Origin of the sequence: Vogesella fluminis, assembly GCF_014652335.1 — a bacterium.
In the GTDB taxonomy this organism is placed as follows: Bacteria; Pseudomonadota; Gammaproteobacteria; order Burkholderiales; family Chromobacteriaceae; genus Vogesella; species Vogesella fluminis.
The window spans coordinates 35,437-60,324 of record NZ_BMYP01000005.1 but is presented as its reverse complement, the minus strand read 5'-3'; the positions used below and the strand labels follow the sequence as shown (position 1 = coordinate 60,324).

26 protein-coding genes and 2 tRNA genes are annotated in these 24,888 nt (G+C 61.8%); 21 read left to right on the top strand and 7 right to left on the bottom strand.

Annotated features, from left to right (window positions below):
• Window positions 1-100 precede the first annotated feature (100 nt).
• From IE083_RS02875 to tgt, 5 genes are all read right to left on the bottom strand, one after another.
• Complete coding sequence (locus IE083_RS02875) at window positions 101-739, bottom strand: DedA family protein (protein WP_229799570.1); 639 nt, start codon at window positions 737-739, stop codon at window positions 101-103.
• An 88-nt stretch (window positions 740-827) separates the two neighbouring features.
• Window positions 828-1,763, bottom strand: coding sequence for a protein translocase subunit SecF (gene secF, locus IE083_RS02870; RefSeq protein WP_189352127.1), 936 nt, complete (start codon window positions 1,761-1,763; stop codon window positions 828-830).
• Between the two features lie 12 nt (window positions 1,764-1,775).
• A complete protein-coding gene (gene secD, locus IE083_RS02865) occupies window positions 1,776-3,623 on the bottom strand; it encodes a protein translocase subunit SecD (protein ID WP_189352126.1) in 1,848 nt (615 codons plus the stop codon).
• 45 nt (window positions 3,624-3,668) lie between these two features.
• Window positions 3,669-4,130, bottom strand: coding sequence for a preprotein translocase subunit YajC (gene yajC, locus IE083_RS02860; protein ID WP_308426728.1), 462 nt, complete (start codon window positions 4,128-4,130; stop codon window positions 3,669-3,671).
• A gap of 22 nt (window positions 4,131-4,152) precedes the next feature.
• Window positions 4,153-5,268 (bottom strand): tRNA guanosine(34) transglycosylase Tgt, encoded by a 1,116-nt coding sequence (gene tgt / locus IE083_RS02855; RefSeq protein ID WP_189352125.1) that lies wholly within the window; start codon window positions 5,266-5,268, stop codon window positions 4,153-4,155.
• Between the two features lie 135 nt (window positions 5,269-5,403).
• Between tgt and IE083_RS02850 the strand changes: the two genes are divergently transcribed.
• From IE083_RS02850 to IE083_RS02790, 13 genes are all read left to right on the top strand, one after another.
• Window positions 5,404-5,480: transfer RNA gene (locus IE083_RS02850), tRNA-Val, on the top strand.
• Between the two features lie 183 nt (window positions 5,481-5,663).
• Complete coding sequence (gene thrS, locus IE083_RS02845; protein WP_189352124.1) at window positions 5,664-7,565, top strand: threonine--tRNA ligase; 1,902 nt, start codon at window positions 5,664-5,666, stop codon at window positions 7,563-7,565.
• A 35-nt stretch (window positions 7,566-7,600) separates the two neighbouring features.
• On the top strand, window positions 7,601-8,125 hold the full coding sequence (infC, locus tag IE083_RS02840) for a translation initiation factor IF-3 (protein WP_082133798.1): 525 nt from the start codon (window positions 7,601-7,603) through the stop codon (window positions 8,123-8,125).
• A gap of 152 nt (window positions 8,126-8,277) precedes the next feature.
• Window positions 8,278-8,475, top strand: a complete 198-nt coding sequence (gene rpmI / locus IE083_RS02835) for a 50S ribosomal protein L35 (protein WP_189352123.1) — start codon at window positions 8,278-8,280, stop codon at window positions 8,473-8,475.
• Window positions 8,476-8,486: 11 nt separating this feature from the next.
• Entirely contained in the window at window positions 8,487-8,843 is a 357-nt protein-coding gene (gene rplT / locus IE083_RS02830) for a 50S ribosomal protein L20 (protein ID WP_189352122.1), read from the top strand.
• A 116-nt stretch (window positions 8,844-8,959) separates the two neighbouring features.
• Window positions 8,960-9,946: a phenylalanine--tRNA ligase subunit alpha gene (gene pheS, locus IE083_RS02825; RefSeq protein WP_189352121.1), complete on the top strand. Its 987-nt coding sequence runs from the start codon at window positions 8,960-8,962 to the stop codon at window positions 9,944-9,946.
• An 18-nt stretch (window positions 9,947-9,964) separates the two neighbouring features.
• Window positions 9,965-12,325: a phenylalanine--tRNA ligase subunit beta gene (gene pheT / locus IE083_RS02820; protein WP_189352120.1), complete on the top strand. Its 2,361-nt coding sequence runs from the start codon at window positions 9,965-9,967 to the stop codon at window positions 12,323-12,325.
• A gap of 65 nt (window positions 12,326-12,390) precedes the next feature.
• Window positions 12,391-12,693, top strand: coding sequence for an integration host factor subunit alpha (locus tag IE083_RS02815; protein ID WP_189352119.1), 303 nt, complete (start codon window positions 12,391-12,393; stop codon window positions 12,691-12,693).
• Window positions 12,674-13,021 carry a MerR family transcriptional regulator gene (locus tag IE083_RS02810; protein ID WP_047967889.1) on the top strand — a complete coding sequence of 116 codons (348 nt, stop codon included), beginning with the start codon at window positions 12,674-12,676 and terminating at the stop codon, window positions 13,019-13,021. Before IE083_RS02815 ends, IE083_RS02810 begins: the two co-directional genes overlap by 20 nt.
• Before the next feature lie 28 nt (window positions 13,022-13,049).
• Window positions 13,050-13,126, top strand: a tRNA-Pro gene (locus IE083_RS02805).
• A 90-nt stretch (window positions 13,127-13,216) separates the two neighbouring features.
• Window positions 13,217-13,621 (top strand): DUF1289 domain-containing protein, encoded by a 405-nt coding sequence (locus tag IE083_RS02800; RefSeq protein WP_189352118.1) that lies wholly within the window; start codon window positions 13,217-13,219, stop codon window positions 13,619-13,621.
• 86 nt (window positions 13,622-13,707) lie between these two features.
• Entirely contained in the window at window positions 13,708-14,298 is a 591-nt protein-coding gene (locus IE083_RS02795; protein ID WP_229799565.1) for a methyltransferase domain-containing protein, read from the top strand.
• Between the two features lie 97 nt (window positions 14,299-14,395).
• Complete coding sequence (locus tag IE083_RS02790; protein WP_189352116.1) at window positions 14,396-16,192, top strand: methyl-accepting chemotaxis protein; 1,797 nt, start codon at window positions 14,396-14,398, stop codon at window positions 16,190-16,192.
• Window positions 16,193-16,261: 69 nt separating this feature from the next.
• Here the strand turns inward: IE083_RS02790 and IE083_RS02785 are convergent, their stop codons facing one another.
• Both IE083_RS02785 and IE083_RS02780 read right to left on the bottom strand, forming a co-directional pair.
• On the bottom strand, window positions 16,262-16,594 hold the full coding sequence (locus IE083_RS02785) for a DUF2325 domain-containing protein (RefSeq protein ID WP_047967893.1): 333 nt from the start codon (window positions 16,592-16,594) through the stop codon (window positions 16,262-16,264).
• A 280-nt stretch (window positions 16,595-16,874) separates the two neighbouring features.
• A complete protein-coding gene (locus IE083_RS02780; RefSeq protein WP_229799564.1) occupies window positions 16,875-18,533 on the bottom strand; it encodes an ABC1 kinase family protein in 1,659 nt (552 codons plus the stop codon).
• 84 nt (window positions 18,534-18,617) lie between these two features.
• Between IE083_RS02780 and IE083_RS02775 the strand changes: the two genes are divergently transcribed.
• The 8 genes from IE083_RS02775 (at window position 18,618) to IE083_RS02740 (ending at window position 24,871) form a co-directional block, all read left to right on the top strand.
• Complete coding sequence (locus IE083_RS02775; protein WP_189352114.1) at window positions 18,618-19,352, top strand: C40 family peptidase; 735 nt, start codon at window positions 18,618-18,620, stop codon at window positions 19,350-19,352.
• Between the two features lie 96 nt (window positions 19,353-19,448).
• A complete protein-coding gene (locus tag IE083_RS02770) occupies window positions 19,449-19,661 on the top strand; it encodes a hypothetical protein (RefSeq protein WP_047967896.1) in 213 nt (70 codons plus the stop codon).
• Window positions 19,662-19,686: 25 nt separating this feature from the next.
• Window positions 19,687-20,934: a lipoprotein-releasing ABC transporter permease subunit gene (locus IE083_RS02765; protein ID WP_189352113.1), complete on the top strand. Its 1,248-nt coding sequence runs from the start codon at window positions 19,687-19,689 to the stop codon at window positions 20,932-20,934.
• Complete coding sequence (gene lolD, locus IE083_RS02760; protein ID WP_189352112.1) at window positions 20,927-21,625, top strand: lipoprotein-releasing ABC transporter ATP-binding protein LolD; 699 nt, start codon at window positions 20,927-20,929, stop codon at window positions 21,623-21,625. The genes IE083_RS02765 and lolD overlap by 8 nt, the downstream gene beginning before the upstream one ends.
• Window positions 21,622-22,950 carry a mechanosensitive ion channel family protein gene (locus IE083_RS02755; RefSeq protein ID WP_229799563.1) on the top strand — a complete coding sequence of 443 codons (1,329 nt, stop codon included), beginning with the start codon at window positions 21,622-21,624 and terminating at the stop codon, window positions 22,948-22,950. The genes lolD and IE083_RS02755 overlap by 4 nt, the downstream gene beginning before the upstream one ends.
• On the top strand, window positions 22,947-23,567 hold the full coding sequence (locus IE083_RS02750) for a response regulator transcription factor (protein WP_189352111.1): 621 nt from the start codon (window positions 22,947-22,949) through the stop codon (window positions 23,565-23,567). The genes IE083_RS02755 and IE083_RS02750 overlap by 4 nt, the downstream gene beginning before the upstream one ends.
• On the top strand, window positions 23,564-24,025 hold the full coding sequence (nudB, locus tag IE083_RS02745) for a dihydroneopterin triphosphate diphosphatase (protein WP_189352110.1): 462 nt from the start codon (window positions 23,564-23,566) through the stop codon (window positions 24,023-24,025). The genes IE083_RS02750 and nudB overlap by 4 nt, the downstream gene beginning before the upstream one ends.
• A gap of 114 nt (window positions 24,026-24,139) precedes the next feature.
• Complete coding sequence (locus IE083_RS02740; protein ID WP_189352109.1) at window positions 24,140-24,871, top strand: response regulator; 732 nt, start codon at window positions 24,140-24,142, stop codon at window positions 24,869-24,871.
• Window positions 24,872-24,888 lie beyond the last annotated feature (17 nt).

Genomic DNA, 24,888 nt, shown 5'->3' with positions numbered 1-24,888 from the left:
ACCCACGGAACCCACGGAAACCGGCTGCAGGATTGCATCCTCCGTGTCAGACGGGTGGATTCGCTTCCGTGTTTTCTGTGGATTCTGTGGCAATAAAAAATCAGGCCTTCCCCGCCGCGCGGCGGTGGCGGATCACTTCGATGATGCCCGGTAGCATGGACACGATGATGATGCCGAAGATCATGTACTCCAGGTTCTTGCGCACGAAGGGTAGGTTGCCGAAAAAGTAGCCGGCGTAGCTGAAACCGGCCACCCACAGCACGGCGCCGATCACGTTGTAGCTGAGGAAGTGGCGGTAATCCATGCGCCCGATGCCGGCGACGAAGGGGGCGAAGGTGCGCACGATGGGCACGAAGCGGGCGAAGATGATGGTCTTGCCGCCGTGGCGCTCGTAGAAGGCGTGGGTCTTGTCCAGGTATTGCGGTTTCAGCAGCCGCGGAAAGCGGGCAAACAGACGCATGCCGACATGTTTGCCGATGGCGTAGTTGACGCCGTCGCCGAGGATGGCGGCCACGATCAGCAGCACTACCAGCAGCTGCACGTTCATCTCGCCCATCGCGGCGAGGGCGCCGGCGACGAACAGTAGCGAATCGCCGGGCAGGAACGGTGTCACCACCAGCCCGGTTTCGCAGAACACGATCAGGAACAGGATCAGGTAGATCCACGGCCCGTAGCTGGCGACCAGCTGGGTCAGGTGCACGTCGATGTGCAGGATGAAATCGAGCAGAAAAGCGATCAGTTCCATGGCGACTCGGGGCAGGTAAAAGTCAAAAAAGGTTGGCCGCATTGCCTGCGGCCAACCTTGCTCAGGTCCGGTGCGCGACGCGTCAGACCACTGCTTCTTCTTTTGGCTTCACGATCTTGATCATGTGCTCGCGCTTGACGCCCAGCGCCAGCGCCAGCGGGCTGGCGACCAGCACCGAGGAGTAGATGCCGAACACGATGCCGATGGTCAGCGCCATGGCAAAGCCGTGCAGCGCCGGGCCGCCGAACAGCAGCATCGCCAGCACCACCGTCTCGGTGGAGCCGTGGGTGATCATGGTGCGGCTGATGGTGGAGGTGATCGCGTTGTCGATCACTTCCGCGGTGCTGCGACCGCGCATGCCCGGCTTGCGGAAGTTCTCGCGGATCCGGTCGAACACCACCACCGATTCGTTGACCGAGTAGCCCAGCACCGCCAGCACACCGGCCAGTACCGTCAGGCTGAATTCCCACTGGAACAGCGCGAAGCAGCCGATGATGATCACCACGTCGTGCATGTTGGCGATGATCGCCGATACCGCCAGCCGCCACTCGAAGCGCAGCGCGAGGTAGATCACGATGCCGATGCAGACCAGCAGGATCGCGGTCAGGCCGCTGCTGACCAGCTCCTCGCCGACGCTTGGGCCGACGAACTCGACCTTGCGCAGCTGCACGCCGGCGTCACCGGCCTTGAGCAGGCTCATCACCTGTTCCGACAGCTTGGCGGAGCTGGTGCCTTCCTTGTTCGGCAGGCGGATCAGCACGTCGCGGCTGGTGCCCAGGCTCTGCACCTGCACTTCGCCCACTTTCAGCGTTTCCACGCGATGGCGGATGTCGGCGATATTGGCCGGCTGCCGGTACTGCACCTCCATCACCGTGCCGCCGGTGAATTCCACCGACAGGTTCAGCCCTTTGCTGAACAGGAAGAACACCGCCAGGATGAAGGTCACCAGCGAGATCGCGGTGGTGAGCTTGCCGTAGCTCATGAACGGGATGTCCCGTTTGATGCGGAAAAACTCCATGTTTCTTGATCCTTACTTGGTTTCCGGCTTCCACACCTGGCCGATGGACACGGCAGTCAGGCGGCGGCGACGGCCGTACCACAGGTTGACGATGCCGCGCGATACCAGCACCGCGGAGAACATCGAGGTCAGGATGCCGAGGCAGTGCACCACGGCAAAGCCGCGCACCGGGCCGGAGCCGAAGATCAGCAGCGCGATACCGGCGATCAGCGTGGTCACGTTCGAGTCCAGAATCGTCGCCCAGGCGTGGCCGTAACCGGCCTGGATCGCCGACTGCGGCGGCACGCCGTTGCGCAGCTCTTCGCGGATGCGCTCGTTGATCAGCACGTTGGCGTCGATGGCCATGCCCAGCGTCAGCGCGATCGCGGCAATGCCCGGCAGCGTCAGCGTTGCCTGCAGCATCGACAGCAGTGCGATCAGCATGAACAGGTTGACACCGAGCGAGGCCACCGAGATCAGGCCGAACACGCGGTAGTACAGCACCATGAACACGGCGATGGCGGCAAAGCCCCACAGCGTGGCGCTGAAGCCCTTCTCGATGTTTTCCTTGCCCAGGCTCGGGCCGATGGTGCGTTCCTCGATGATGTTCATCGGCGCGGCCAGTGAGCCGGCGCGCAGCAGCAGCGCCACGTCGTTGGCTTCGGCCGGATTCATGCTGCCGGAGATCTGCACGCGGCCGCCGCCGATTTCACTGCGGATCACCGGTGCGGTCACCACTTCGCTCTTGTTCTTCTCGACCAGCACCATCGCCATGCGCTTGCCGATGTTTTCCGCGGTCAGGCTGCGGAAAATCTCGGCGCCGGTGCTGTCCAGGCCGATGTCCACCGAGGCGCCGCCATTCTGGTCAAAGCCGGGCTGGGCCGAGTTGATGTTGTCGCCGGTCAGCTCGACATCCTTCTTCAACAGGATCTTCTGGATGCCCTGCGAGCTGGCTTCGTCCAGCAGTTCGTAGCCGGTCGGCACGTTGCCGGCCATCGCTTCGGCCACGCGCGACGGATCGTCTTCCACCATGCGTACCTGCAGCGTGGCGGTACGGCCGAGGATGTCCTTGGCCTTGGCGGTGTCCTGCACGCCCGGCAGCTGCACCACGATGCGGCTCGGGCCGGCTTGCTGGATCACCGGTTCGGCGACGCCCAGCTCGTTGACACGGTTGTGCAGTGTGGTGATGTTCTGCGACACGGCATCGCTCTGGATGCGGGTGATCTCTTCCGGTTTCAGTGTCAGGCTAAGGCGGAACAGCTGCTCGTCAGTGCTGAAGGTCAGCGACGGCAGGTTGCGCGCCAGCTTGTCGGCGGCAGCGTTCAGCGTTTCCTGGTCACGCAGTTGTACCTCCAGCGCGGTGTTGCCGGTGCGCTTGATGGCACCGTAACGCACCTTGCCGGCTTTCAGCTCGCGGCGGATGTCGCCGGCGTAGCGTTCCATGGTCTTGTCCACGGCCGCCTGCATGTCGACTTCCAGCAGGAAGTGCACGCCGCCGCGCAGGTCGAGACCGAGGAACATCGGGTTGGCGTGCAGGCGGCTCAGCCATTCCGGCGAGGCCGCCAGCAGGTTCAGCGCGATGATGTAGGTGTCGCCCAGCGCTTGCTGGATGATGTCGCGTGCCTTGATCTGCGTGTCGGGATCATTGAAGCGCACTTTCAGGCTGTTGCCATCGAGGAACAGGCCGGCGGGCTTGATGCCGTGTTGCTGCAGGGCGCTTTCCACGCGGCTCATCAGTGCCGTATCCACGGCAACGGATTGGCGGGTGCTGGAGATTTGCACGGCAGGGGTTTCGCCAAAGAAATTGGGCAGGGTATAGATTGTCGAGACAATCAGCACTACCGCAATGACGAGGTATTTCCAGATCGGGAAGCGGTTCATGGAGGCGGTAACAGGAAAAAGGGCCGCCAGGGCGGCCCATTGGGATTACAGGGACTTGATGGTGCCTTTTTCCAGCTTGGTGGCAACGGCGCCACGCTGGACATTGATTTCCACGCCGTTGGCGATTTCGATCGACAGATACTGTTCACCGGCCTTGGTGACGCGGCCGACGATGCCGCCTTGGGTTGCCACCTCGTCGCCCTTGTTGATTTCAGACAGCATCTTCTGGTGTTCTTTCATTTTCTTCTGTTGCGGACGGATCAGCAGAAACCAGAACAAAACGAAAATCACGATCATGGGCAAGAAGCTCACCAGATCGAAGCCGCCGGTGGCGGAGGTGTTGGCAAATGCGGGGGCGATGAACATCGAGTGATACTCCCTGTTTTCAAGTTGAATGCGGGTATTACGTGTGCAAGTGGCCGATTGTAGCCACGCTGCGGCTGATTTCCAACCATTGTGCCGCCATGCCGCTTTTGCAAGCGGCATGGCGGTGCGTGACGCGACCATGCACTGACAGCCGTCGGTGGCCTCAGTTCACGCCGCAGGCGCGACGCTCGTGGAAGCCTGCTTTCCAGTCCTCGAAGCGGTCGGCGTCGATGGCGTCGCGCATTTCCTGCATCAGTACCTGATAGTAGTGCAGGTTGTGGATGGTGTTGAGGCGGGCGCCGAGAATCTCGCCGGTGCGGTGCAGGTGGTGCAGGTAGGCACGGCTGAAGTGGCGGCAGGCGTAGCACTCGCACTGCTCGTCCAGCGGCTTCTTGTCATCCTTGTAGCGCGCGTTCTTGATCTTCAGGTCGCCCCATTGCGTGAACAGCCAGCCGTTGCGCGCATTGCGGGTCGGCATTACACAGTCGAACATGTCGATGCCGTTGGCGACGCCGTGCACCAGGTCTTCCGGCGTGCCGACGCCCATCAGGTAGTGCGGCTTGTCGGCCGGCAGCATGTCCTTCAGTTCGGTCAGCATGCGGTACATCTCGGGCTTCGGCTCGCCCACCGACAGGCCGCCGATGGCGATGCCGTCGAAACCGATCTGCATCAGGCCGTCCAGCGACTCCTGGCGCAGGTCCTTGTACAGATTGCCCTGCACGATGCCGAACAGCGCGTTGGGGTTGTTCAGCTCGTCGAAGGCGCGGCGCGAGCGCTCGGCCCAGCGCAGGCTCATGCGCATCGACTTGGCGGCGGTGGCGTGATCGACCTGGCCGGGGGTGCATTCGTCGAAGATCATCACGATGTCGGAGTTGAGCACCTTCTGGATTTCCATCGACTTTTCCGGTGACAGGAACAGCTTGTCGCCGTTGACCGGGCTCTGGAAGGTGACGCCTTCCTCGGTAATCTTGTTCAGCGCGCCGAGGCTGAACACCTGGAAGCCGCCGGAGTCGGTGAGGATGGGCTTGTCCCAGCCGATGAAGTCGTGCAGGCCGCCGAACTTCTCGATGATGTCGAGGCCTGGGCGCAGCCACAGGTGGAAGGTGTTGCCGAGAATGATCTGGGCCTTGATGTCGTGCAGCTCGTGCGGGCTCATCGCCTTCACCGAGCCGTAGGTGCCCACCGGCTGGAACACCGGGGTCTCGACCTTGCCGTGGTTCAGTTCCAGGGTGCCGCGGCGGGCGCCACCCGATGTCTTGTGCAGGGTAAACTTCAGCATGTGCTTGATAATAATGGCTGGAATCGGAAATTTAGCCGCGCAGTATACACCCCGCGTGCGGCCGGCGTGTGAGCTTTGCACGCAAGCGGCTTGCGTTTTCCGGCGCCGGTTGGTAATATCGGCAGCCTTGATTGCAGGCACGTAGCTCAGTTGGTTAGAGCACCACCTTGACATGGTGGGGGTCGTTGGTTCGAATCCGATCGTGCCTACCAAATTCAGTCTGGAGTATTGTATGTTCGAGCGAACTACCACCACCCGTATCTCGCGATAAAACCGAGCCATACGGGGTGCCTTTGAATTAAAGGAATACTCCAAGCAAACCAGAAAGTGCGGCTCAAGCCGCACTTTTTTTTTGGATTTTTGTCGTCCACCTTCACTTTAAAGCTGGAGTTGCTATGCCTGACATTCGCCTGCCCGACGGTTCCATCCGTTCCTTCGACAAGCCGGTAACGGTGCACGAAGTGGCTGCGTCCATCGGTACCGGTCTTGCGCGTGCGGCGCTGGCTGGTCGCGTGGACGGCCAACTGGTTGATACGTCCTATCTGATTGCGGCCAACGTTGATCTGGCCATCATTACCGAAAAGGATGTCGACGGCCTGTCCATCATCCGTCACTCCACTGCCCACCTGCTGGCGTATGCGGTGAAGGAGCTGTTTCCGGAGGCGCAGGTCACCATCGGGCCGGAGATCGAAAACGGCTTCTACTACGATTTCGCCTACAAGCGTCCGTTTACACCGGAAGACCTGGCGGCGATCGAGAAGAAGATGACCGAGCTGGCGAAAAAGGACATCCCGGTTGAGCGCTACGAGCTGCCGCGCGACGAGGCGATCGCCTACTTCAAGAGCATCGGCGAGGCATACAAGGCCGAGATCATCGAGTCCATTCCGCAGGGTGAAGTGCTGAGCCTGTACCGCGAGGGTGGCTTCACCGACCTGTGCCGCGGCCCGCACGTGCCGTCCACCGGCAAGCTGAAGGTGTTCAAGCTGATGAAGGTGGCCGGTGCCTACTGGCGTGGCGACAGCAATAACGAGATGCTGCAGCGTATCTACGGCACCGCCTGGCAGAAGAAGGAAGACCTGGAGCAGTATCTGTTCATGCTGGAAGAGGCGGAAAAGCGCGACCACCGCAAGCTGGGCCGGCAACTGGACCTGTTCCACTTGCAGGACGAGGCGCCGGGCATGGTGTTCTGGCATCCGAAGGGCTGGGCGCTGTGGCAGAGCATCGAACAGTACATGCGCAAGACACTGACCGAGGCCGGCTATCAGGAAATCCGCACTCCGATGGTGATGGACCGCGTGCTGTGGGAAAAATCCGGCCACTGGGAAAACTATCGTGAAGGCATGTTTACTACCGAGTCGGAAAAACGCGACTACGCGGTGAAGCCGATGAACTGCCCGGGTCACGTGCAGGTATTCAACCAGGGCCTGCGCTCCTACCGCGACCTGCCGATGCGGCTGGCCGAATTCGGCGCCTGCCATCGCAACGAGCCGTCCGGTGCGCTGCACGGCATCATGCGCGTGCGCGGTTTTGTGCAGGACGATGCCCACATCTTCTGTACCGAAGAGCAGATCATCGAAGAGGCGCGTGCCTTCAACGAGCTGACCATGGCGGTGTACAAGCGCTTCGGCTTCGACAAGGTGGCGATCAAGCTGTCGCTGCGTCCGGAAAAGTACGCCGGCACGCTGGAAACCTGGGACCGTGCCGAAGAGGGGCTGCGCGAGGCGCTGCGCGCCTGCGGCGTGGAGTGGGAAGAGCTGCCGGGCGAGGGCGCGTTCTACGGTCCGAAGATCGAGTATCACATCAAGGACGCGCTGGGCCGTTCCTGGCAGTGCGGTACCCTGCAGCTGGACTACGTGCTGCCGGAGCGTCTCGGCGCCGAGTATGTCACCGAGGATAACGGTCGTGCCCGTCCGGTGATGCTGCACCGTGCGATCCTGGGCTCGCTGGAGCGCTTCATCGGCATCCTGATCGAAAACCACGCCGGTGTGTTCCCGCTGTGGCTGGCGCCGGTGCAGATGGTGGTGATGAATATCACCAGCGCACAGGCCGATTATGCTGCGGATGTGGCAACCAGTTTGCGTAAACTGGGTTACAAAGTCGATCTTGACTTGAGAAACGAAAAGATCGGCTATAAAATCCGCGAGCACAGCCTGCAGAAGCTCCCTTATCAGGTCGTCATCGGCGACAAGGAAAAAGAGGGCGGGCTGGTGGCCGTACGTGCTCGCGGCGAGGATCTGGGTCAGATGACCCTGCAAGCCTTTGCTGAGCACCTGCAAGCCGCGATGGCGCAGGTCTGAGTGCCTACGGGTACGATCACTAAACTACAGGAGTATTGGCTATAGCTCAGGAACGCGAACCACGGATCAATGGCGAAATCACCGCCCGCGAGATCCGTCTGGTAGGAGAAGAAGGCGAGCAGCTCGGTATCGTCAGTCTGCGTGAAGGTCTGGCGCTGGCGGAAGAACGCGACGTTGATCTGGTGGAAATTTCGCCGACGGCCCAGCCGCCGGTGGTCAAGCTGATGGACTACGGCAAGTACAAGTACGAGCAGTCCAAGAAGCGCCACGAAGCGAAGCAGAAGCAGAAGCAGATCCAGATCAAGGAAATCAAGTTCCGTCCGGGTACCGACGATGGCGACTACAACGTCAAGCTGCGTAACCTGATCCGCTTCCTCACTGAAGGTGACAAAGCCAAGGTAACCCTGCGTTTCCGTGGTCGTGAGATGGCTCACCAGGATATCGGTCTCGCGCTGCTCAAGCGCGTGGAAGCCGATTTGGCGGAAGTGGGTACGGTCGAGCAGTTCCCGCGACTGGAAGGCCGCCAAATGGTCATGATGATTGCCCCGAAAAAGAAATAATCGGGTATAATCATCGACTTCTTCACGGCAGGTTCGCCTGCCGTGTTGATTTTGTGGGCCGGTAACGGTCTGCACAAAAGCGTGACGCAGAGGTTTCAAGTGCCGGTGGCCACCCTGGGTCTAATCTAACGAAAATTCAGCAGGAGCATTCCATGCCGAAAATGAAAACCAAGTCGGGCGCGAAGAAGCGTCTCAAAGTATTGGGCAATGGTGGTGTCAAGCGCTCTATGGCGTTCAAGCGTCATATTCTGACCAAGAAATCCACCAAAACCAAACGTCAATTGCGCGGTACCGCCATGGTGGATAGCACCAACATGGCTTCTGTTCGTGCAATGATGCCCTACGCTTAAGGAGATAATTCATGCCACGCGTAAAACGCGGTGTAACCGCACGTGCCCGTCACAAGAAAATCCTGACCCTGGCGAAAGGCTATCGCGGCCGCCGCAAGAACGTCTATCGCATCGCCAAACAGGCGGTGATGAAAGCTGGTCAGTACGCCTACCGTGACCGTCGTCAGAAAAAGCGTCAGTTCCGTCAACTGTGGATTGCCCGTATCAACGCCGCTTCGCGTGAGAACGGCCTGCCATACAGCAAGTTCATGAACGGCCTGAAGAAAGCGCTGATCGAAATCGACCGCAAGGTCCTGGCCGATCTGGCCGTGTTCGACAAGCCGGCATTTGCTCAAATCGTTGAAAAAGCAAAAGCCGCCCTCGCTTAAGCGCTGGACACTGAAAAGGGAGGCTGATGCCTCCCTTTTTTTTCGATCTTCCCCAAGATGGCTGACTCGAGCGCGCCCCGTTCCGGTCAGTTTTCTTACGCATACTGGTGCGACCCATGAGCAATGTTGACGTGATTCTCAAGGAGGGTCTGGCGGCACTCGATGCTGCTGCCGATCTCGTTGAACTGGAGCAGGTCAAGGCCCGCTATCTTGGTAAAAGCGGTGCCCTGACCGAGTTGCTGAAGCAGCTGGGCAAACTGTCGCCCGAAGAGCGCAAGAGTGCCGGCGCCACCATCAACGCCGCCAAGCAGGCGTTCGAGACCCGTCATAACGAAGTGCGCGACGGCTTCAATGCCGCCAGGCTGGCGGCACAGTTGGCCGCAGAGTCGCTGGACGTGACCCTGCCGGGTCGTGGCATCCTGCCTGCCGGTCTGCACCCGGTGACGCTGACGCTGGAGCGCATCACCGGCCTGTTTGCCACCATGGGCTTTGAAGTGGCCGACGGCCCGGAAATCGAGAGCGATTTCCACAACTTCCAGGCGCTGAACATTCCGGAAAACCACCCGGCGCGCGCCATGCAGGACACCTTCTATGTCGAAGGTGGTGACGTGCTGCGTACCCATACTAGCCCGATCCAGGTGCGCTACATGCTGGACAACCAGCCGCCGATCAAGATCGTGGCCCCGGGCCGCGTCTACCGCGTGGATTCCGATGCCACCCACTCGCCGATGTTCCACCAGATGGAAGGCCTGTGGATCGACCAGAACGTGAGCTTCGCCGACCTGAAGGCCACCATCACCGAGTTCCTGCGCCGCTTCTTCGAGCGCGACGACATGCAGGTGCGCTTCCGCCCGTCCTTCTTTCCGTTCACCGAGACCTCGGCCGAGATCGACGTGCTGGACGAGCAGGGCCGCTGGCTGGAAGTCGGCGGTAGCGGCATGGTGCACCCGAACGTGCTGCGCAATGTCGGCATCGACCCGGAAAAATACACCGGCTTCGCCTTCGGTATCGGCCTCGACCGCTTTGCCATGCTGCGTTACGGCGTGAACGACCTGCGCTTGTTCTTCGAGAACGATCTGACCTTCCTGAAACAATTCAACTGATCGCGACGGAGACTCATCATGCAATTTTCCGAACAATGGCTGCGCAGCCGCGTCAATCCGTCGCTGAGCACCGACCAGCTGTCCTACCTGCTGACCATGGCCGGCCTGGAAGTGGAAGAAGTCAACGCCGCCGCCCCCGCTTTCAGCGGCGTGGTGATCGGCGAAGTGAAAGAATGTGAAAAGCACGAAAACGCCGACCGCCTGCGCGTGACCAAGGTCGATGTCGGTACCGGCGAGCTGGTGCAGATCGTGTGCGGCGCACCGAACGTGGCCGTGGGCGTCAAGGTGCCGTGCGCGCTGCCGGGCGCCATCCTGCCGGGTGACTTCCGGATCAAGCCGACCAAGATGCGCGGCGTGGAATCCGGCGGCATGCTGTGCTCCGGCAAGGAGCTGGGCGTGCCGGACGAGGTTGACGGCCTGATGCTGCTGCCGACCGATGCGCCGGTCGGGCAGAACATCCGCGACTATCTGGGCCTGGACGACAGCCTGTTCACGCTGAAGATCACGCCGAACCGTGCCGACTGCCTGTCTGTGCGCGGTATCGCCCGTGAAGTGGCGGCACTGACCGGCAGCCCGCTGACGGCCTGGGACATCGCCGCCGTGGCGCCGCAAACCGACAGCAAGCTGACGGTCGCGATTGCCGACAACGCACCGTGCGGCCGCTACGTTGGCCGCGTAGTGAAGAACGTCAACGCCGCCGCGACTACACCGGACTGGATGAAGCGCCGTCTGGAGCGTTCCGGCCTGCGTTCCATCTCCGCCATCGTCGACATCACCAACTACATCCTGCTGGAGCAGGGCCAGCCGATGCACGCGTTCGATCTGGACAAGATCGACGGCGGCATCACCGTGCGCATGGCTGCCGCCGGCGAGAAGCTGGTGTGCCTCAACGAGAAAGAAATCGAGCTGACGCCGGACCTGATGGTGATCGCCGATGCCGCCAAGCCGCTGGCCATCGCCGGCATCATGGGCGGCCTGGACAGCGGCGTCACCACCGCCAGCCGCGACATCTTCCTGGAAAGCGCCTTCTTCCAGCCGGAAGCCATCGCCGGCAAGGCCCGCGCGCTGGGCTTCGGTTCCGATTCCAGCTACCGCTACGAACGCGGCGTGGATTTCGCGCTGCAGACCGAGGCCATCGAGCGCGCCACCGCGCTGGTGCTGGAAATCTGCGGCGGCGAGCCCGGCCCGCTGACCGAAACCGTGTCGGCGCTGCCGGCGCGCGCCAGCGTGGCGGTGCGTACCGCCCGCGTCGCCCGGGTGCTGGGTGTAACGTTGGCCGCAGACGAGATCGCCGCCATCTTCACTCGCCTCGGCCTGCCGTTCGAGCAGAACGCCGACGGTTTCATGGTTTCCGCGCCGAGTTTCCGCTTCGATATCGCGATCGAGGAAGACCTGATCGAGGAAATCGCCCGCGTCTACGGCTACGACAATATCCCGGCCAACGCCCCGGTCGCCGCGCAAACCATGCTGCCGCAGCCGGAAGGCCTGCGCGTGCGCAGCGAGGTGCGCCGCCTGCTGGCCGGTCGCGATTTCCAGGAAATCGTCAGCTACGCCTTCGTGGAAGAAAAGTGGGAGCGCGACTTCGCCGGTAACAGCAACCCGGTCCGCCTGATCAACCCGATCGCCAGCCAGATGAGCGTGATGCGCTCCAGCCTGATAGGCGGTCTGGTGGACACCCTTGCGGCCAACCTTAACCGCAAGCACAGCCGCGTGCGCGTGTTCGAGATCGCCCGCGTGTTCCACAAACAGGCCGACGGCAGCATACAGCAGCCGGAAGTCGTCTCCGCGCTGGCGTATGGCGGCCGTGTTGACGAGCAGTGGGCCAGCAAGGCCGAGCGCGTCGATTTCTACGACATCAAGGCCGACGTCGAGGCACTGCTGCACCCGCGCGTGGCGACATACCGCAAGGCCGCCCATCCGGCCTTCCATCCTGGCCGCTGCGCCGAGGTGCTGCTGGACGGCGCCGTGGTCGGCTTGCTGGGCGAATTGCACCCGCAGTGGGTGCAGGCCTACGGCCTGACCAACGCGCCGGTGCTGTTCGAGCTGGCGGCCTGCGCAGTAGAGCAGCTTGGCCGCATCAAGCTGGCGCCGGTCAGCAAGTTCCAGCCGGTGCGTCGCGATCTGGCGCTGGTGGTGGCGGAAGAGGTGAGTGCCGCCACACTGCAGCAGGCGATGCTGGCGGTCGCGCCCGAGTTTGTGCACGAGCTGGCGCTGTTCGACCTCTACCGTGGCAAGGGCGTGGACGAGGGTAAGAAGAGCCTGGCGTTCCGCATCGTGCTGCAGGCGGCCGACCGCACCCTGGTCGACAATGAAGTCGAGCAAGCGGTGGCCGCGATGCTGGCAGCAGCCGAAGCCGCCGGTGCCGTATTGCGCGCCTGATCCATCCCTGTCGGCCACCCGCCAGGCGGGTGGCGTTTTATCCGATGTTGTAGTGAGGAATTGTCATGACTTTGACCAAAGCCGAGCTGGCCGATCTGCTGTTCGACAAGGTGGGCCTGAACAAGCGCGAAGCCAAGGAAATGGTGGAGTCGTTCTTTGAGGAAATCCGTTCCACTCTGGAAACGGGCACCAGCGTCAAGCTGTCCGGTTTCGGTAATTTCCAGTTGCGCGACAAGCCGCAGCGCCCGGGGCGTAACCCGAAAACCGGCGAAGAGATTCCCATCACCGCCCGACGCGTGGTAACTTTCCATGCAAGTCAGAAACTCAAGGGAATGGTTGAACAACATCATGCAAATACCCAAGGCTGAGCTTCCTGCCATTCCGGCCAAACGCTATTTCACCATCGGTGAAGTCAGCGAGCTGACCGGCGTCAAGCAGCATGTACTGCGCTATTGGGAGCAGGAGTTTTCCGAGCTGCGCAACGTCAAGCGCCGCGGCAACCGTCGCTACTACCAGCACCGCGAGGTCTTGCTGGTGCGTCGCATCCGTTCCCTGCTCTACGACGACGGTTTCACGCTGCATGGTGCCCGCCAGCGCCTGGAAGGCGACCAGCCGGCCCCTGCCACCGCCGGCGAGGTGCGCAAGGAGCTGCAGGCCATCCTGGATTGGCTGGATCTGAGCCTTGGCAAAGACTGAATAACTGTTTATAATTTTCCCCTTGAGTCGGAGTGTGGCGCAGCCCGGTAGCGCACTTGCATGGGGTGCAAGGGGTCGAAGGTTCGAATCCTTTCACTCCGACCAAAATTCATTCGAAGGCCACTTGCTTGCAAGTGGCCTTTATCATTTTTCCGTATTCCGATTTCTCCGTAGTTGCCACCGGGAGCTGCCATCATGATCGCCACGCCATGCACCGGAGTCTGCTCCACCGCCGTCGGTGATGATGTCTGCTTCGGCTGCGGCCGGAGTTTTGCCGAGGTCTCCAACTGGCTGGCGCTTGATGATGCCCAGCGCGCCGCCATCCAGGCGCAGCTGTCACGGCGCAAGGTCTGGCTGCAGATGGCGATGCAGACCGGCGGTCGTCTGCAGTCGATCCGGCCGGCACCGCGGCAGGCCACGCTGGTGCTGACGCCATCGCTACTGGTCACCCTGGGTTGGCCGCAGCAGCGGCAGGGGCGTGGCTACGTGCCGCTGTTGACCCACGACGGCCGCAGCTACCTGCTGCCGGTGTACCGCGACGACTGGCTGCATCTCTTCTGGGACTGCCTGTTCGATGCCGACTGCACACCGCTGAACTGAGTGCTCCTTGTGTTTGCCTATCAGTCGGCGGCAAGATAGCGGCTCGATCGGGAGCCGGGGGATGCCGCATGGCACAGGACAGCAGCTTGAGTTCATTCTGGGACAGTCGTTACCGGCAGCAGGTGACACCGTGGGAGAGCGGCCAGTTGCCGGCCGGGTTCGCCGCGCTGGTGCCGACGTTGCTGCCACGGGTTCATTCGGTGTTGCTGCCCGGTTGCGGCAGCGGCTACGAGGTCGCCTACCTGCAGCGTCAGGGCTTGCGAGTGGCCGCGATCGACTTCAGTGCTGAGGCCGTGGCACGGGCGCGGCAGCAGCTCGGTCCGCTGGCAAGGCTGGTGCGGCAGGCTGATTTTTTCGGTGACGAGGTCGACGGTAGCTGGGACTGGGTGTACGAGCGCGCCTTCCTGTGTGCGTTGCCGCCGTCGCGCTGGCCGGCCTATGCCGAGAAAATGGCGCAGCTGGTGAAGCCGGGCGGCTATCTCGCCGGCTACTTCTTCTTGCGGCCAACCTTGAAAGGCCCGCCCTTCGGTGCTGCGCTGACCCAGCTGCAGGCGCTGTTCCAGCCCTGGTTCAGTCTGCAGCAGCAAACCCCGGTGAGCGGCTCCTTACCGGTGTTCGCGCCGGACGAATATTGGCTCTGTTGGCAGCGATCAGAAAATTTGATGCCTGTCATTTGATTTAAGATACCCGCTGTCTTTTTTCATGGAAACAGTGTAAAAACGACCGATAACAAGCACAGACAAGTACACAAGCTAGCAACAGGAGAGACGAAGGATGAATTGGTTCTGGCGGACGTATTACCTGATGGAGAAGTCATTCTGGAACTCGCTGACCAAGAAATTATGCAGCTTTTTCTTTATCAGCCTGTTCCAGTTGATCCTGATTGCCTACGTTTACCTGGCACTGGATGACATCCGCCAGCTGGTCAGTGGCCAGTTGACCGAGTCGACTCGCCAGCAGATATTCGTGTTGCTGGACAGGACCATGATCTGGTCGTTTGCCATCTGGTGCGTGTCGCTGGCATTCATTGCCTTCATGGTCTGGTATCTGCGCTTCCTGATCGTGCGGCCATTGCAGATGATCATTGGTATCTTCCGCGAAATCGGTGCCGGCGAAGGCGACCTGTCGCGCGAGATCCCGACCATCACCTACGACGAAATCCGCGACCTGTCGCTTTCCTATAACGAATTCCTGAAAAAGATGCGCGAAATCATCAGCAATGTGCGCATCATGACCATCCGTATCGCCATGGATTCGGCCCGTACACGCAAGAATATCGGCGAGTCGCTGAGCAGTGCCAAGCAGCAGGCCGAGCTGGCAAGCCAGGTGCGTGATTCCAGTGACAAGACCACTGCCGGCATCAGCCAGGTCTCTGCCGAAACGCAGTCGATTTCTGCCACTACGGTTGGCAACCTGGAGATGGCGCGCGAGTCCTACGCCGAATTGCAGGATGCCGCGACGCGGATAGATGAGATCAGCGGCCGTGTCGGTGCCTTCAACAATACCGTGGTGGAGCTGAACAGCCGCTCGGCCAGCATCAAGACCATTGTCGATCTGATCAAGGACATCTCGGAACAGACCAACCTGTTGGCACTGAACGCGGCGATCGAGGCTGCGCGCGCCGGCGAGTCCGGCCGCGGTTTCGCGGTGGTGGCCGACGAGGTGCGCAAGCTGGCAGAGCGGGTAGGCGTGGCGACCGACGAAATTTCCGGCAATATAGATGGCATGCTCAGTCTGGTATCGCATACCGAGGAGGCAACCACGCGCATCAATGCCGATACCACGCAGGCACTGGCCGTGGTCAATCGCTCTTCACAGCACTTCGGCCGCATGATGAACGATTTCGAGAACATGGCCAGCGGACTGACCGAAATTGCCGCCACCATGGAACTGTTCGCCGGCACCAACCTGCAGGTCAACCAAAATGTTTCGGAGATACACGGTCTGAGCACGGTGGTATCCACGCACCTGGCGCAATCGGAAGACGTGTCGGTAAAACTGTCGGTGGCCGCCGAGCAGGTGCAGGAACTGGTGTCGCGCTTCGTGATCGGCGAGGGCGAACTGGATGCGGTGATCGCCGTGGCCCGCCACGCCCGCGATAACCTGGCGGAAATGCTGGAGCAGGCGCAGGGCGAGGGTATCAACATCTTTGACCAGCGCTACCAGCCGATTCCCGGCTCCAATCCGGCGAAATTCCATACCGCCTACGACGACAAGCTGGCGCCGGCACTGCAGAAGATCTACGACCAGGTGGTGCAAAAGACCAACGGCGGCCGTTTCTGCCTGCTGGTCGATACCAACGGCTATGCTCCGACACATAACAGCTTCTACTCCAAGCCGCTGACCGGTGATTTGCAGCAGGATCTGGTCGGCAGCCGCGACAAGCGCATCTTCAACGATCCGACCGGGATCAAATCGGCGAAGAATACCCATCCATTCCTGTTGCAGACTTATATGCGCGATACCGGCGAGATCCTGTCCGAGATTGCATTGCCGATCCGGCTGGGAGGCCGGCACTGGGGTGCGATCCGGGTCGGTTTCGATCCATCGGCACTGCTGAAGGCAGACTGATGGATTGTCGATAATAAAACGCCCGGATCGTGATGATCCGGGCGTTTTGTCTGGTCGCGTGTGCCGGGTTCAGTGCTTGCGGTGGCAGGCATTGGGACAGCTGGCGCAACGCTCGGACAGGCCGACACACTCCAGCGATTGCTTCAGCGAGCATACCGAGCGGCGGCAGGCGATGAAGCGGATGTTTTCCTCGTTGGCCAGTTGGCGGAAATGCTTCATCACATTGTGACCAAGGAAGTCGGTGAACAGGATCAGCAGGTCGGTGCCTGCCGGCAGGCGGTCTACCTTGCGCTGGTGCGAGCTGTTGCGCCCGCTGAGGTGTTTGTTGATGGAAATGCCGAAATTGTCCAGAACGCCGGGAATATTGCCCAGGGTGTCGGCGCCGACCAGCATTGCATTCATGATGAGACCTTTCATTGAGTTTTTAGCAATGATATTTATTCTCATTTGCGAATGCAACATAAAATTGCGGTACGGCTATCACCGTTGCATTTATGCACAAACCGGTGCCTAAGAACCTGTTCAGGGTCTTTGTAAAACGGTGCTTTGGGAGTGTGGCAAGCCATTGATTTACACTCGCTGGCATCAGAAATTATTCCAATGTCGTCCTTTGCAATTTCGACCGCGTCGTGTAACTCATTGATTTTGCCGTTTCCACTAAAAGACCTTGAAAGGGGTGGTTCTAAAACTCCTTGCTGGCCAGCCAGATCGACCAGATCAGCCACATGCTGTTGAAAAACGCCACCATGAAGCCGAGAAAGCCGAACAGCGGCAGACCGAACAGGGTCGGCCCGCCATCCACCGTCATCACGATTGAGGAACCGATGATCAGACAACCGGTGACGATGCCCATCGTCAGCCGGTTGACGCTCTTGTCCAGTTGGTGGCCAAACTGCTCCAGCCGCTTCAGGTCAAGATTGATGCGGAACTTGCCGTGCCGGATATCACGCCCGATGCGGATAATGTCGCGTGGCAGGCTGGCCAGCATGGCAAAGCCGTCGCTCAGCGTTTCGCGGCCGCGCTTGAGCAGCGCCTCCGGGCGGTAGCGCTCGATGATCAGCTTGCGCACGAATGGGGTGAGGTGTTCTACCAGCTGGAATCGCGGCTCCAGCTGGCGGCCCAGTCCCTCCAGCGTGATCAGCGCCTTGAACAGCATCGCCATGTCCGCCGGCAGCAGGATGCCGTGGTTGCGGATCAGCGCCATCAGGTCGTTGATCAGCTGCGACATGTTGAGGTCTTTCAGCACCACGTGATCGTACTGGAAGAAGATCTCGCCGATGTCCTCGGCAAACTGTTCCTCGTCCACCGGTATGCTGCCGGTCCAGCCTATCAGTACTCCCATCATTGCATGCTCGTCGCGTTGCGCCATGGCCGCCAGCAGATCGACGATCTCGTCGCGGCGACGGTGTGACAGGCGACCGACCATGCCGAAGTCGATGAAGGCGATGCGGTCATCCGGCAGAAAGATGACGTTGCCGGGATGCGGGTCGGCGTGGAAATAGCCGTTGAGCAGGATCATCTTCAGCACCGCGTCGGCGCCGCGCCGTGCCAGCAGCGGCGGATTCAGTCCGGCCGCCGGTAGTGCGCTGACCGGAGAGGCGCTGCGGCCGTCGATGAAGTCCTGCACGTTGACATCGGCACGGGTGTACTCCCAGTGCACCTTGGGAATGCGGATGTATGGATCCTCGGCAAAGTCGCGGGCAAAGCGCTCCATATTGCGGGCTTCGGCAGCCAGATCCAGCTCACGTTTCAGAGAGCGGGAAAACTGCGCCACGATATCCGACGGCATAAAGCGGCGCGCATCGGGGAACTCCAGTTCGATCAGATGGGCCAGGTGCTCCAGGATGCGCAAGTCGGCATCGACTTTCGGCACAATGCCGGGGCGGCGCAGCTTGACCACTACCTCGCTGCCATCGTGCAGCGTGGCACGGTGTACTTGCGCGATGGAGGCCGAGCCGATCGGTACCATGTCGAAGCGGGCGAACAGCGTCTCCGGCGCCTCGCCCAGCACTTGTTGCAGGTAGGGCGCCAGCTGGGCTTCCGCTATCGGCGGCACGGTATTTTGCAGCTTTTCGAATTCATTGATCCATTCCGGCGCGAACAGGTCGACGCGGGTGGACAGGATCTGGCCCAGCTTGATGAAGGTGGGGCCCAGCTCTTCGAAGGCGAGGCGGACACGGATCGGCGCGGGGATGGCGTCGGCACTGTCCGGCAGCCGCAGGTTGAACCACTCGCCGGCTTTTTCCACCGCTGCCGGCAGCCGCAAGCGCTGTACGAATTCGCCGAGTCCGTGCTTGAGCAATAAGGCGCTGATTTCGCGCAGGCGGGGCAAGTCGCGCATGGCGATCAATGTTTCTCTGAGCATTTTTTCTGACCCCTTATGGCGGCTTTACAGTGCCGCATCGCTTCGTTACAGTGCAAACCTATGAAATTGCATCTTCACCTGTTTGCCATCATTTTGGCCGGATTTATGTCGTTTGCCCATGCCGAACCGGAGCAGGCGGCCAGCAACAAGCCGAATCTGGGTATTTTTGCCGATCCGATAGCCCAGTTTGCCGCGCCAGGCGAAGAGGCTGTGGGTGACCTGCTGCTGCAGGCAATGAGCCTGCTGGGCGTGGCCTACCGCTTTGGCGGCAGCAGTCCGGAAACCGGCCTCGACTGCTCCGGCTTCATCCAGTACGTATTCCGCAAGTCTCTGCGTGTCAACCTGCCGCGCACCTCGGCCGAGATGGCGCGCGCCGGTCGCGTGATCGAGCGCGACGAGCTGGCGCCGGGTGATCTGGTGTTCTACAACACGCGCGGTTTCCAGTATTCCCACGTCGGCCTCTATCTGGGCGGCAACAAGTTCATTCATTCGCCGCGCACCGGCAAGTCGGTGGAAGTGGTCAGCATGGCCAGCAGCTACTGGGCGCAGCGCTTCAACGGTGCGCGACGGGTAAGCCGTGGCGGCAGCGAATGGAAAGAGCCGGTGGCTGAGAAAAAGGCGGCAGAGAAAAATCCTGCCGGCAAACCGGCAGCTGACAAACCGGCAGCGGAGAAGGGGAAACGTAGTACCCGCACCGAGCGGCGCAAGGCGGCGCGCGCGCAGGAAGCGGAACGCAAGAGCGCCAGCCGCAAGAAAAGCGGGCAGAGCACGCGCAAAAAGAAAAAACCGGACTGAACGGACGGAACATTTCGGGATGGCGACTATCCATCTCCTTTCCAGCTTGCAGCCCGGATTGCGGGCTGCTGGCTTTTTCAGCAAGGTAAAACAGTCATGAGTTTGCAACTTCCCACCTGGTATGCTCCGGACGGCAGCGTGGTGTCCTGCACCGAGAAGATCAAGGTGATGACGGAAAATCTGCAGGAGCTGGGCCAGATGGCGCAGGACGCGTTCGAGGACGCCATCCTGATGGGCTGCGATGAACAGCAGGTGCGCGCGTTCCTGGTGGACATGATGCAGCGCCTGGAAAACCCCTACCAATCCTGAGCCCCCAATCCTGAGCAAGGTATCGATGTCTTTTCCTTTCGAGATATTTGTCGGGCTGCGCTACCTGCGTGCGCGGCGTCGTAACGGTTTTATCTCCTTCATCTCGCTGATGTCGGTGCTGGGTATCGCGCTGGGCGTGGCCGCGCTGATCGTGGTGCTGTCGGTAATGAACGGCTTCCAGCAGGAGATACGCGGCCGCATGCTGTCGGTGGTGTCGCACGTCGAGGTCGGCAGCTACGACGGTCGCGTCGCCGGCTGGCCAATGTTGGCCGCAAACCTGACGCGACAGCCGCACGTGCTGGCCACCGCGCCCTACGTCAACGCCCAGGGCCTGCTGTCCAGCGGCGGCGCGGTACGCGGCGCCATGGTGCGCGGCATCGTGCCGCAGCAGGAAGACAAGGTCATCGACCTCGGGCAGCAGATGCAGCGCGGCAAGCTGACCGACCTGCAGTCGGGCAAGTTCGGCATCCTGCTCGGTTACGAGCTGGCGCGGGCGCTGGGGGTGGAGGTGGGCGACAAGGTGACGCTGATCACGCCGCAGGGCAATGTCACCCCGGCCGGCATGATGCCGCGCCTGAAGCAGTTCACCGTCACCGGCGTGTTCAAGATCGGCATGTTCGAGTACGACTCGTCGCTGGCGATGATCCACCTGCGCGACGCGCAGGTGCTGTTCCGCATGGGGCAGGACGTGTCCGGGGTACGGCTGAAGCTGGACGACCCGCTGCAGGCGCCGCAGGTCAAGGCGGCGCTGAACGGCCAGCTGGCGGCCAACCTGGTGGCCAGCGACTGGACCGACATGAACAGCAACTACTTCCGTGCGGTGCAGATCGAGAAACGGATGATGTTCATCATCCTGACGCTGATCGTGGCGGTGGCGGCGTTCAACCTGGTGTCGACGCTGGTGATGGTGGTCACCGACAAGCAGGCCGACATCGCCATCCTGCGCACCCTCGGCGCCAGCCCGGCCAGCATCATGCAGATCTTCATGATCCAGGGTTCGGTAGCCGGCGTGCTCGGCACCCTCAGCGGCGTCGCCGGCGGCCTGCTGCTGGCCTTCAACCTGGACGTGATCCTGCCGGCGATCGAGCGCGTGCTCGGCATGCGCCTGCTGTCCAGCGAGGTGTACCTGATCGACTACCTGCCATCCGAGGTACAGCTGTCGGACGTGGTCACCATCGCCGTCATTTCCCTGGTGTTGTCGCTGCTGGCAACGCTGTATCCAAGCTGGCGCGCGGCACGTACCCGCCCGGCGGAGGCGCTGCGTTATGAGTGAAGTCCTGTCCTGCCGCGATCTGGGGCGTGTCTATCGTGAAGGCGAGCTCGATGTCAGCGTGCTCGCCGGTATCAACCTGTCGCTGCAGCAAGGCGAACGCCTGGCCATTGTCGGCGCCTCCGGCTCCGGCAAGAGCACGCTGCTGCACCTGCTGGGCGGGCTGGACCGCCCCAGCAGCGGCGAGGTGCTGCTGATGGGGCAGGCGATCGGCAGCCTGTCCGAGCAGAAGCTGGGCGAGCTGCGCAACCGCAGCCTCGGCTTTGTCTACCAGTTCCACCACCTGCTGCCGGAATTCAGCGCGCTGGAAAACGTGATGATGCCGCTCTTGATCCGGCGCACCCCGCGCCACGAAGCGGCGGCGGCGGCGCAGGCGATGCTGGTGCGCGTCGGACTCGGCGCGCGGTTGCAGCACAAGCCGGGCGAGCTGTCCGGCGGCGAGCGGCAGCGCGCGGCGATGGCGCGCGCGCTGGTGACCAATCCGGCCTGCCTGCTGGCCGACGAGCCGACCGGCAACCTTGACCGCGCCAATGCCGAGGCGGTGTTCGAGCTGATGCTGGAACTGAACCGCACGCTGGGCACCAGCCTGATCATCGTCACCCATGACCACGAACTGGCACGGCGCGTCGGCAAAGTGCTGACCCTGACGCCGCAGGGCCTGAGCGTTGCGGCCAACCTTGAGCACGAAACATGATCAATACCGTGAACGACATGCTGGACGGCTGGACGCCGGGGGTCACCCTGCACCGGCTGGGCCAGGTGATCCAGGGCGAAACCGGCTGGCAGGAACTGCTGGTCGGCGTCGCCGCCTTGCTGTGTGCCTGGCTGTGGGCGCGGCAGCTGTACCGCCGCTATTTCCAGATGGCACAGGCGCAGGAGTGGCCGTTCGGCAAATACCTGCTGTACCGGCTGGTGTATCCGCTGTCGGCGCAGTTGCTGACCCAGGCGATGGCACTGCTCTGGCAGCTGCTGCAGGGACAGTCGTCGGTGATCCTGATGCTGTCGGCGACGCTGCTGTTCTGGCTGTCGCTGATCCGGGTGCTGACCGCCATCGTGCGCCACGCGCTGCCGGAGGGCAAAGTGGAGCGCCACTCGGAACACCTGCTGGCGATGCTGCTGTGGCTGGCCTTTGCCGCGTGGGTGACCGGCATCGACAACCTGGTGCTGCAGTGGCTGGAGTCGGTGCGCTTGCGCGTCGGCAAGAACGAGCTGAACCTGCTGATGATCCTGTCGGCACTGGTGTGGGTGTCGGTGATCCTGGTCGGCGCACTGTGGCTCAGCAAGCTGATCGAGAAGCGGGTGATGAAGCTCGGCGACATCGACATGAACCTGCGCTTTGTGATCAGCAAGCTGGCGCGCACGCTGTTGATCATCGGTGCGGTGCTGGTGGCGCTGCCCATCGTCGGCATCGATCTCACCGTGCTGTCGGTATTCGGCGGCGCGCTGGGCGTCGGCCTCGGCTTCGGCTTGCAGAAGATCGCCAGCAACTACGTGTCCGGCTTCATCATCCTGCTCGACCGCTCCATCCGCATCGGCGACCGGCTGATGGTCGACGGCCGCGTCGGCTACGTCAGCAAGATCACCTCACGCTATGTGGTGCTGAAGGGGCTGGACGGCAGCGAGGTGCTGGTGCCGAACGAGGCGCTGATCGCCAACACCGTGATCAACCAGTCCTATACCGACAAGCAGATCTGGATCAGCATGCCGATCCAGGTCGCCTACGATACTGATCTGGAACTGGCACAACGCCTGCTGCGCGAGGCTGCCGAGCACCCGCGGGTGATGAGCGATCCGGCGCCGAACGCTTTTGTTACCGCCTTTGCCGATTCCGGCATCAACATGGAAATCGGGTTGTGGGTGAGGGACCCGGAAAACGGCATCGCCGGCCTGCGTTCAGACATCAACCTGCGCATCTGGCAGCTGTTCAAGCAGCACCATATCCAGATCCCGTACCCGCAGCGCGAGCTGCGGGTGGTCAACCAAGCGGTGGCCGTGCCACCGGTCGAGGCCGGCACATGAAACGCCAGACACTTGCCGTCATTGATGACGACGCCGCGGTGCGGCAATCGCTGCTGTGGCTGCTGGAAAGCGATACCCTGCGCGTTACCGGTTTCGACAGCGCCGAATCTTTTCTCGCCGCGCCGGACAATGCCGCCTTCAATTGCCTGATCGTCGACCTGCGCCTGTCCGGCATGAGCGGTATCGTGCTGCTGCAAACGTTGGCCGCATGGCCGTACTGCCCGCCGGTGGTGATGCTGACCGGCCACGGCGACGTGCCGCACGCGGTGGCGGCGTTCAAGCTGGGGGTGGTCGATTTCCTGGAAAAGCCGTTCGACGACCAGCGCCTGCTGGCGCAGGTCGAGCACTGCCTGCAGCAGGACCGCGTCGCGCGCGAGCAGCACCAACGCGAATCGCGGCTGCACCAGACGCTGGCGACGCTGACCGAACGCGAAAAGGAAGTGATGCAGCTGGTGCTGGCCGGCCTGCTCAACAAGCAGATCGCCGAGGCATTGCATATCAGCATGAAGACGGTGGAAGTGCACCGCGCGCGGGTGTTCGACAAGATGGGCGTCAAGTCGGCGGTGGAGCTGGCCGGCCTGATCGCCAGCCTTGCCGGCGCGGCGGGCAAGCCATGAGCAAGCCAGCGAAGCAGCCGGTATCGGTACTGGTGGTGATCCACAGCGCCGACGGCCAGGTGCTGCTGATCGAACGCGCCGACCGTCCCGGCTTCTGGCAATCGGTGACCGGCAGCCGCGAAGGCGACGAGAGCCTGCGCGACACCGCACTGCGCGAGGTGTTCGAGGAAACCGGCATCGATGCGGCCAACCTTGCGCTGAGCGACTGGCAGCAGCAGAACGTATACGAGATCTACCCGCAGTGGCGCCACCGCTACGCGCCGGGGGTGACGCACAACACTGAGCACGTGTTCAGCCTGCAGCTGCCGGTACCGTGCGCAGTGCGGCTGGCCGCCGCCGAGCATCTGGCCTGGTGCTGGCTGCCGTGGCGGCAGGCGGCCGACAAGGCGTTCTCGCCCTCCAATGCTGCGGCGATCCGCGCGCTGGGGCAGCGGCTGGCACCGGCTACCGGATGCTGAGGAATGTTCAAAATGAGTGCGCTATTTTCGAGTTTCATGCATTAAAACCTTGCCTGCCATGTCGCCACTCGCCATCATGCAGGGTAGCAACCACGATAAGGGCAAGGCCAAGTCATGACTGTGGATTTCTCCCGGCTGCGGGTGCTGATCGTCGATGACCAAATGCTGGTGCGCACCCTGGTGGCGCAGGCACTGCGCACCATGGGCGTTGCACCGGAAAACCTGTCACAGGCGGTAGATGGCTCCTTCGCCAAGCGCACGCTGGAAGCCAAACCGATCGACATCGTGCTGTGCGATGTGCAGATGGAGCCGATGAACGGCCTCGACGTGCTGAAAGACCTGCGCTGCGGTCGTACCAACAATCCGCCCAACCTGCCGTTCGTGTTCCTGTCCGGCCATCCGGAAAAGAGCAATATCGTCATTGCCGCACAGCTGCATGCCGACGGTTTCATCATCAAGCCGCCCAAACCGGCCGACATGGAAAAAACGCTGCGCCTGGCACTGACGCGGCCGCGCCCGGACATCGACCCGTTCTCCTACTACAAGATAGCCACCGGCACCGCATTCGATCGTCACGTGTTTGGCGAACTGGTGGCGCAGGCGTCGCTGTTGCTGGACGAGGACAACAAGCCGGTACAGCGCCTCCGTCTGGATGCGGTGAAACCGGGTAGCCGGCTGGCGCGTGATCTGTACAACAAGACCGGGCAGCTGCTGCTGCTGCGCGGCAGTGAAATCACCAGGACGCAGTTGCGCGTGCTGCGTCAGTTCCCGGACCGTTTCGGTGTCGGCGAAATCGATATCAGTTGCGAGCTGGACGACATCATCACGCCCCCCCCGACTGTCTGAGCCACGCGAGGTCCGCC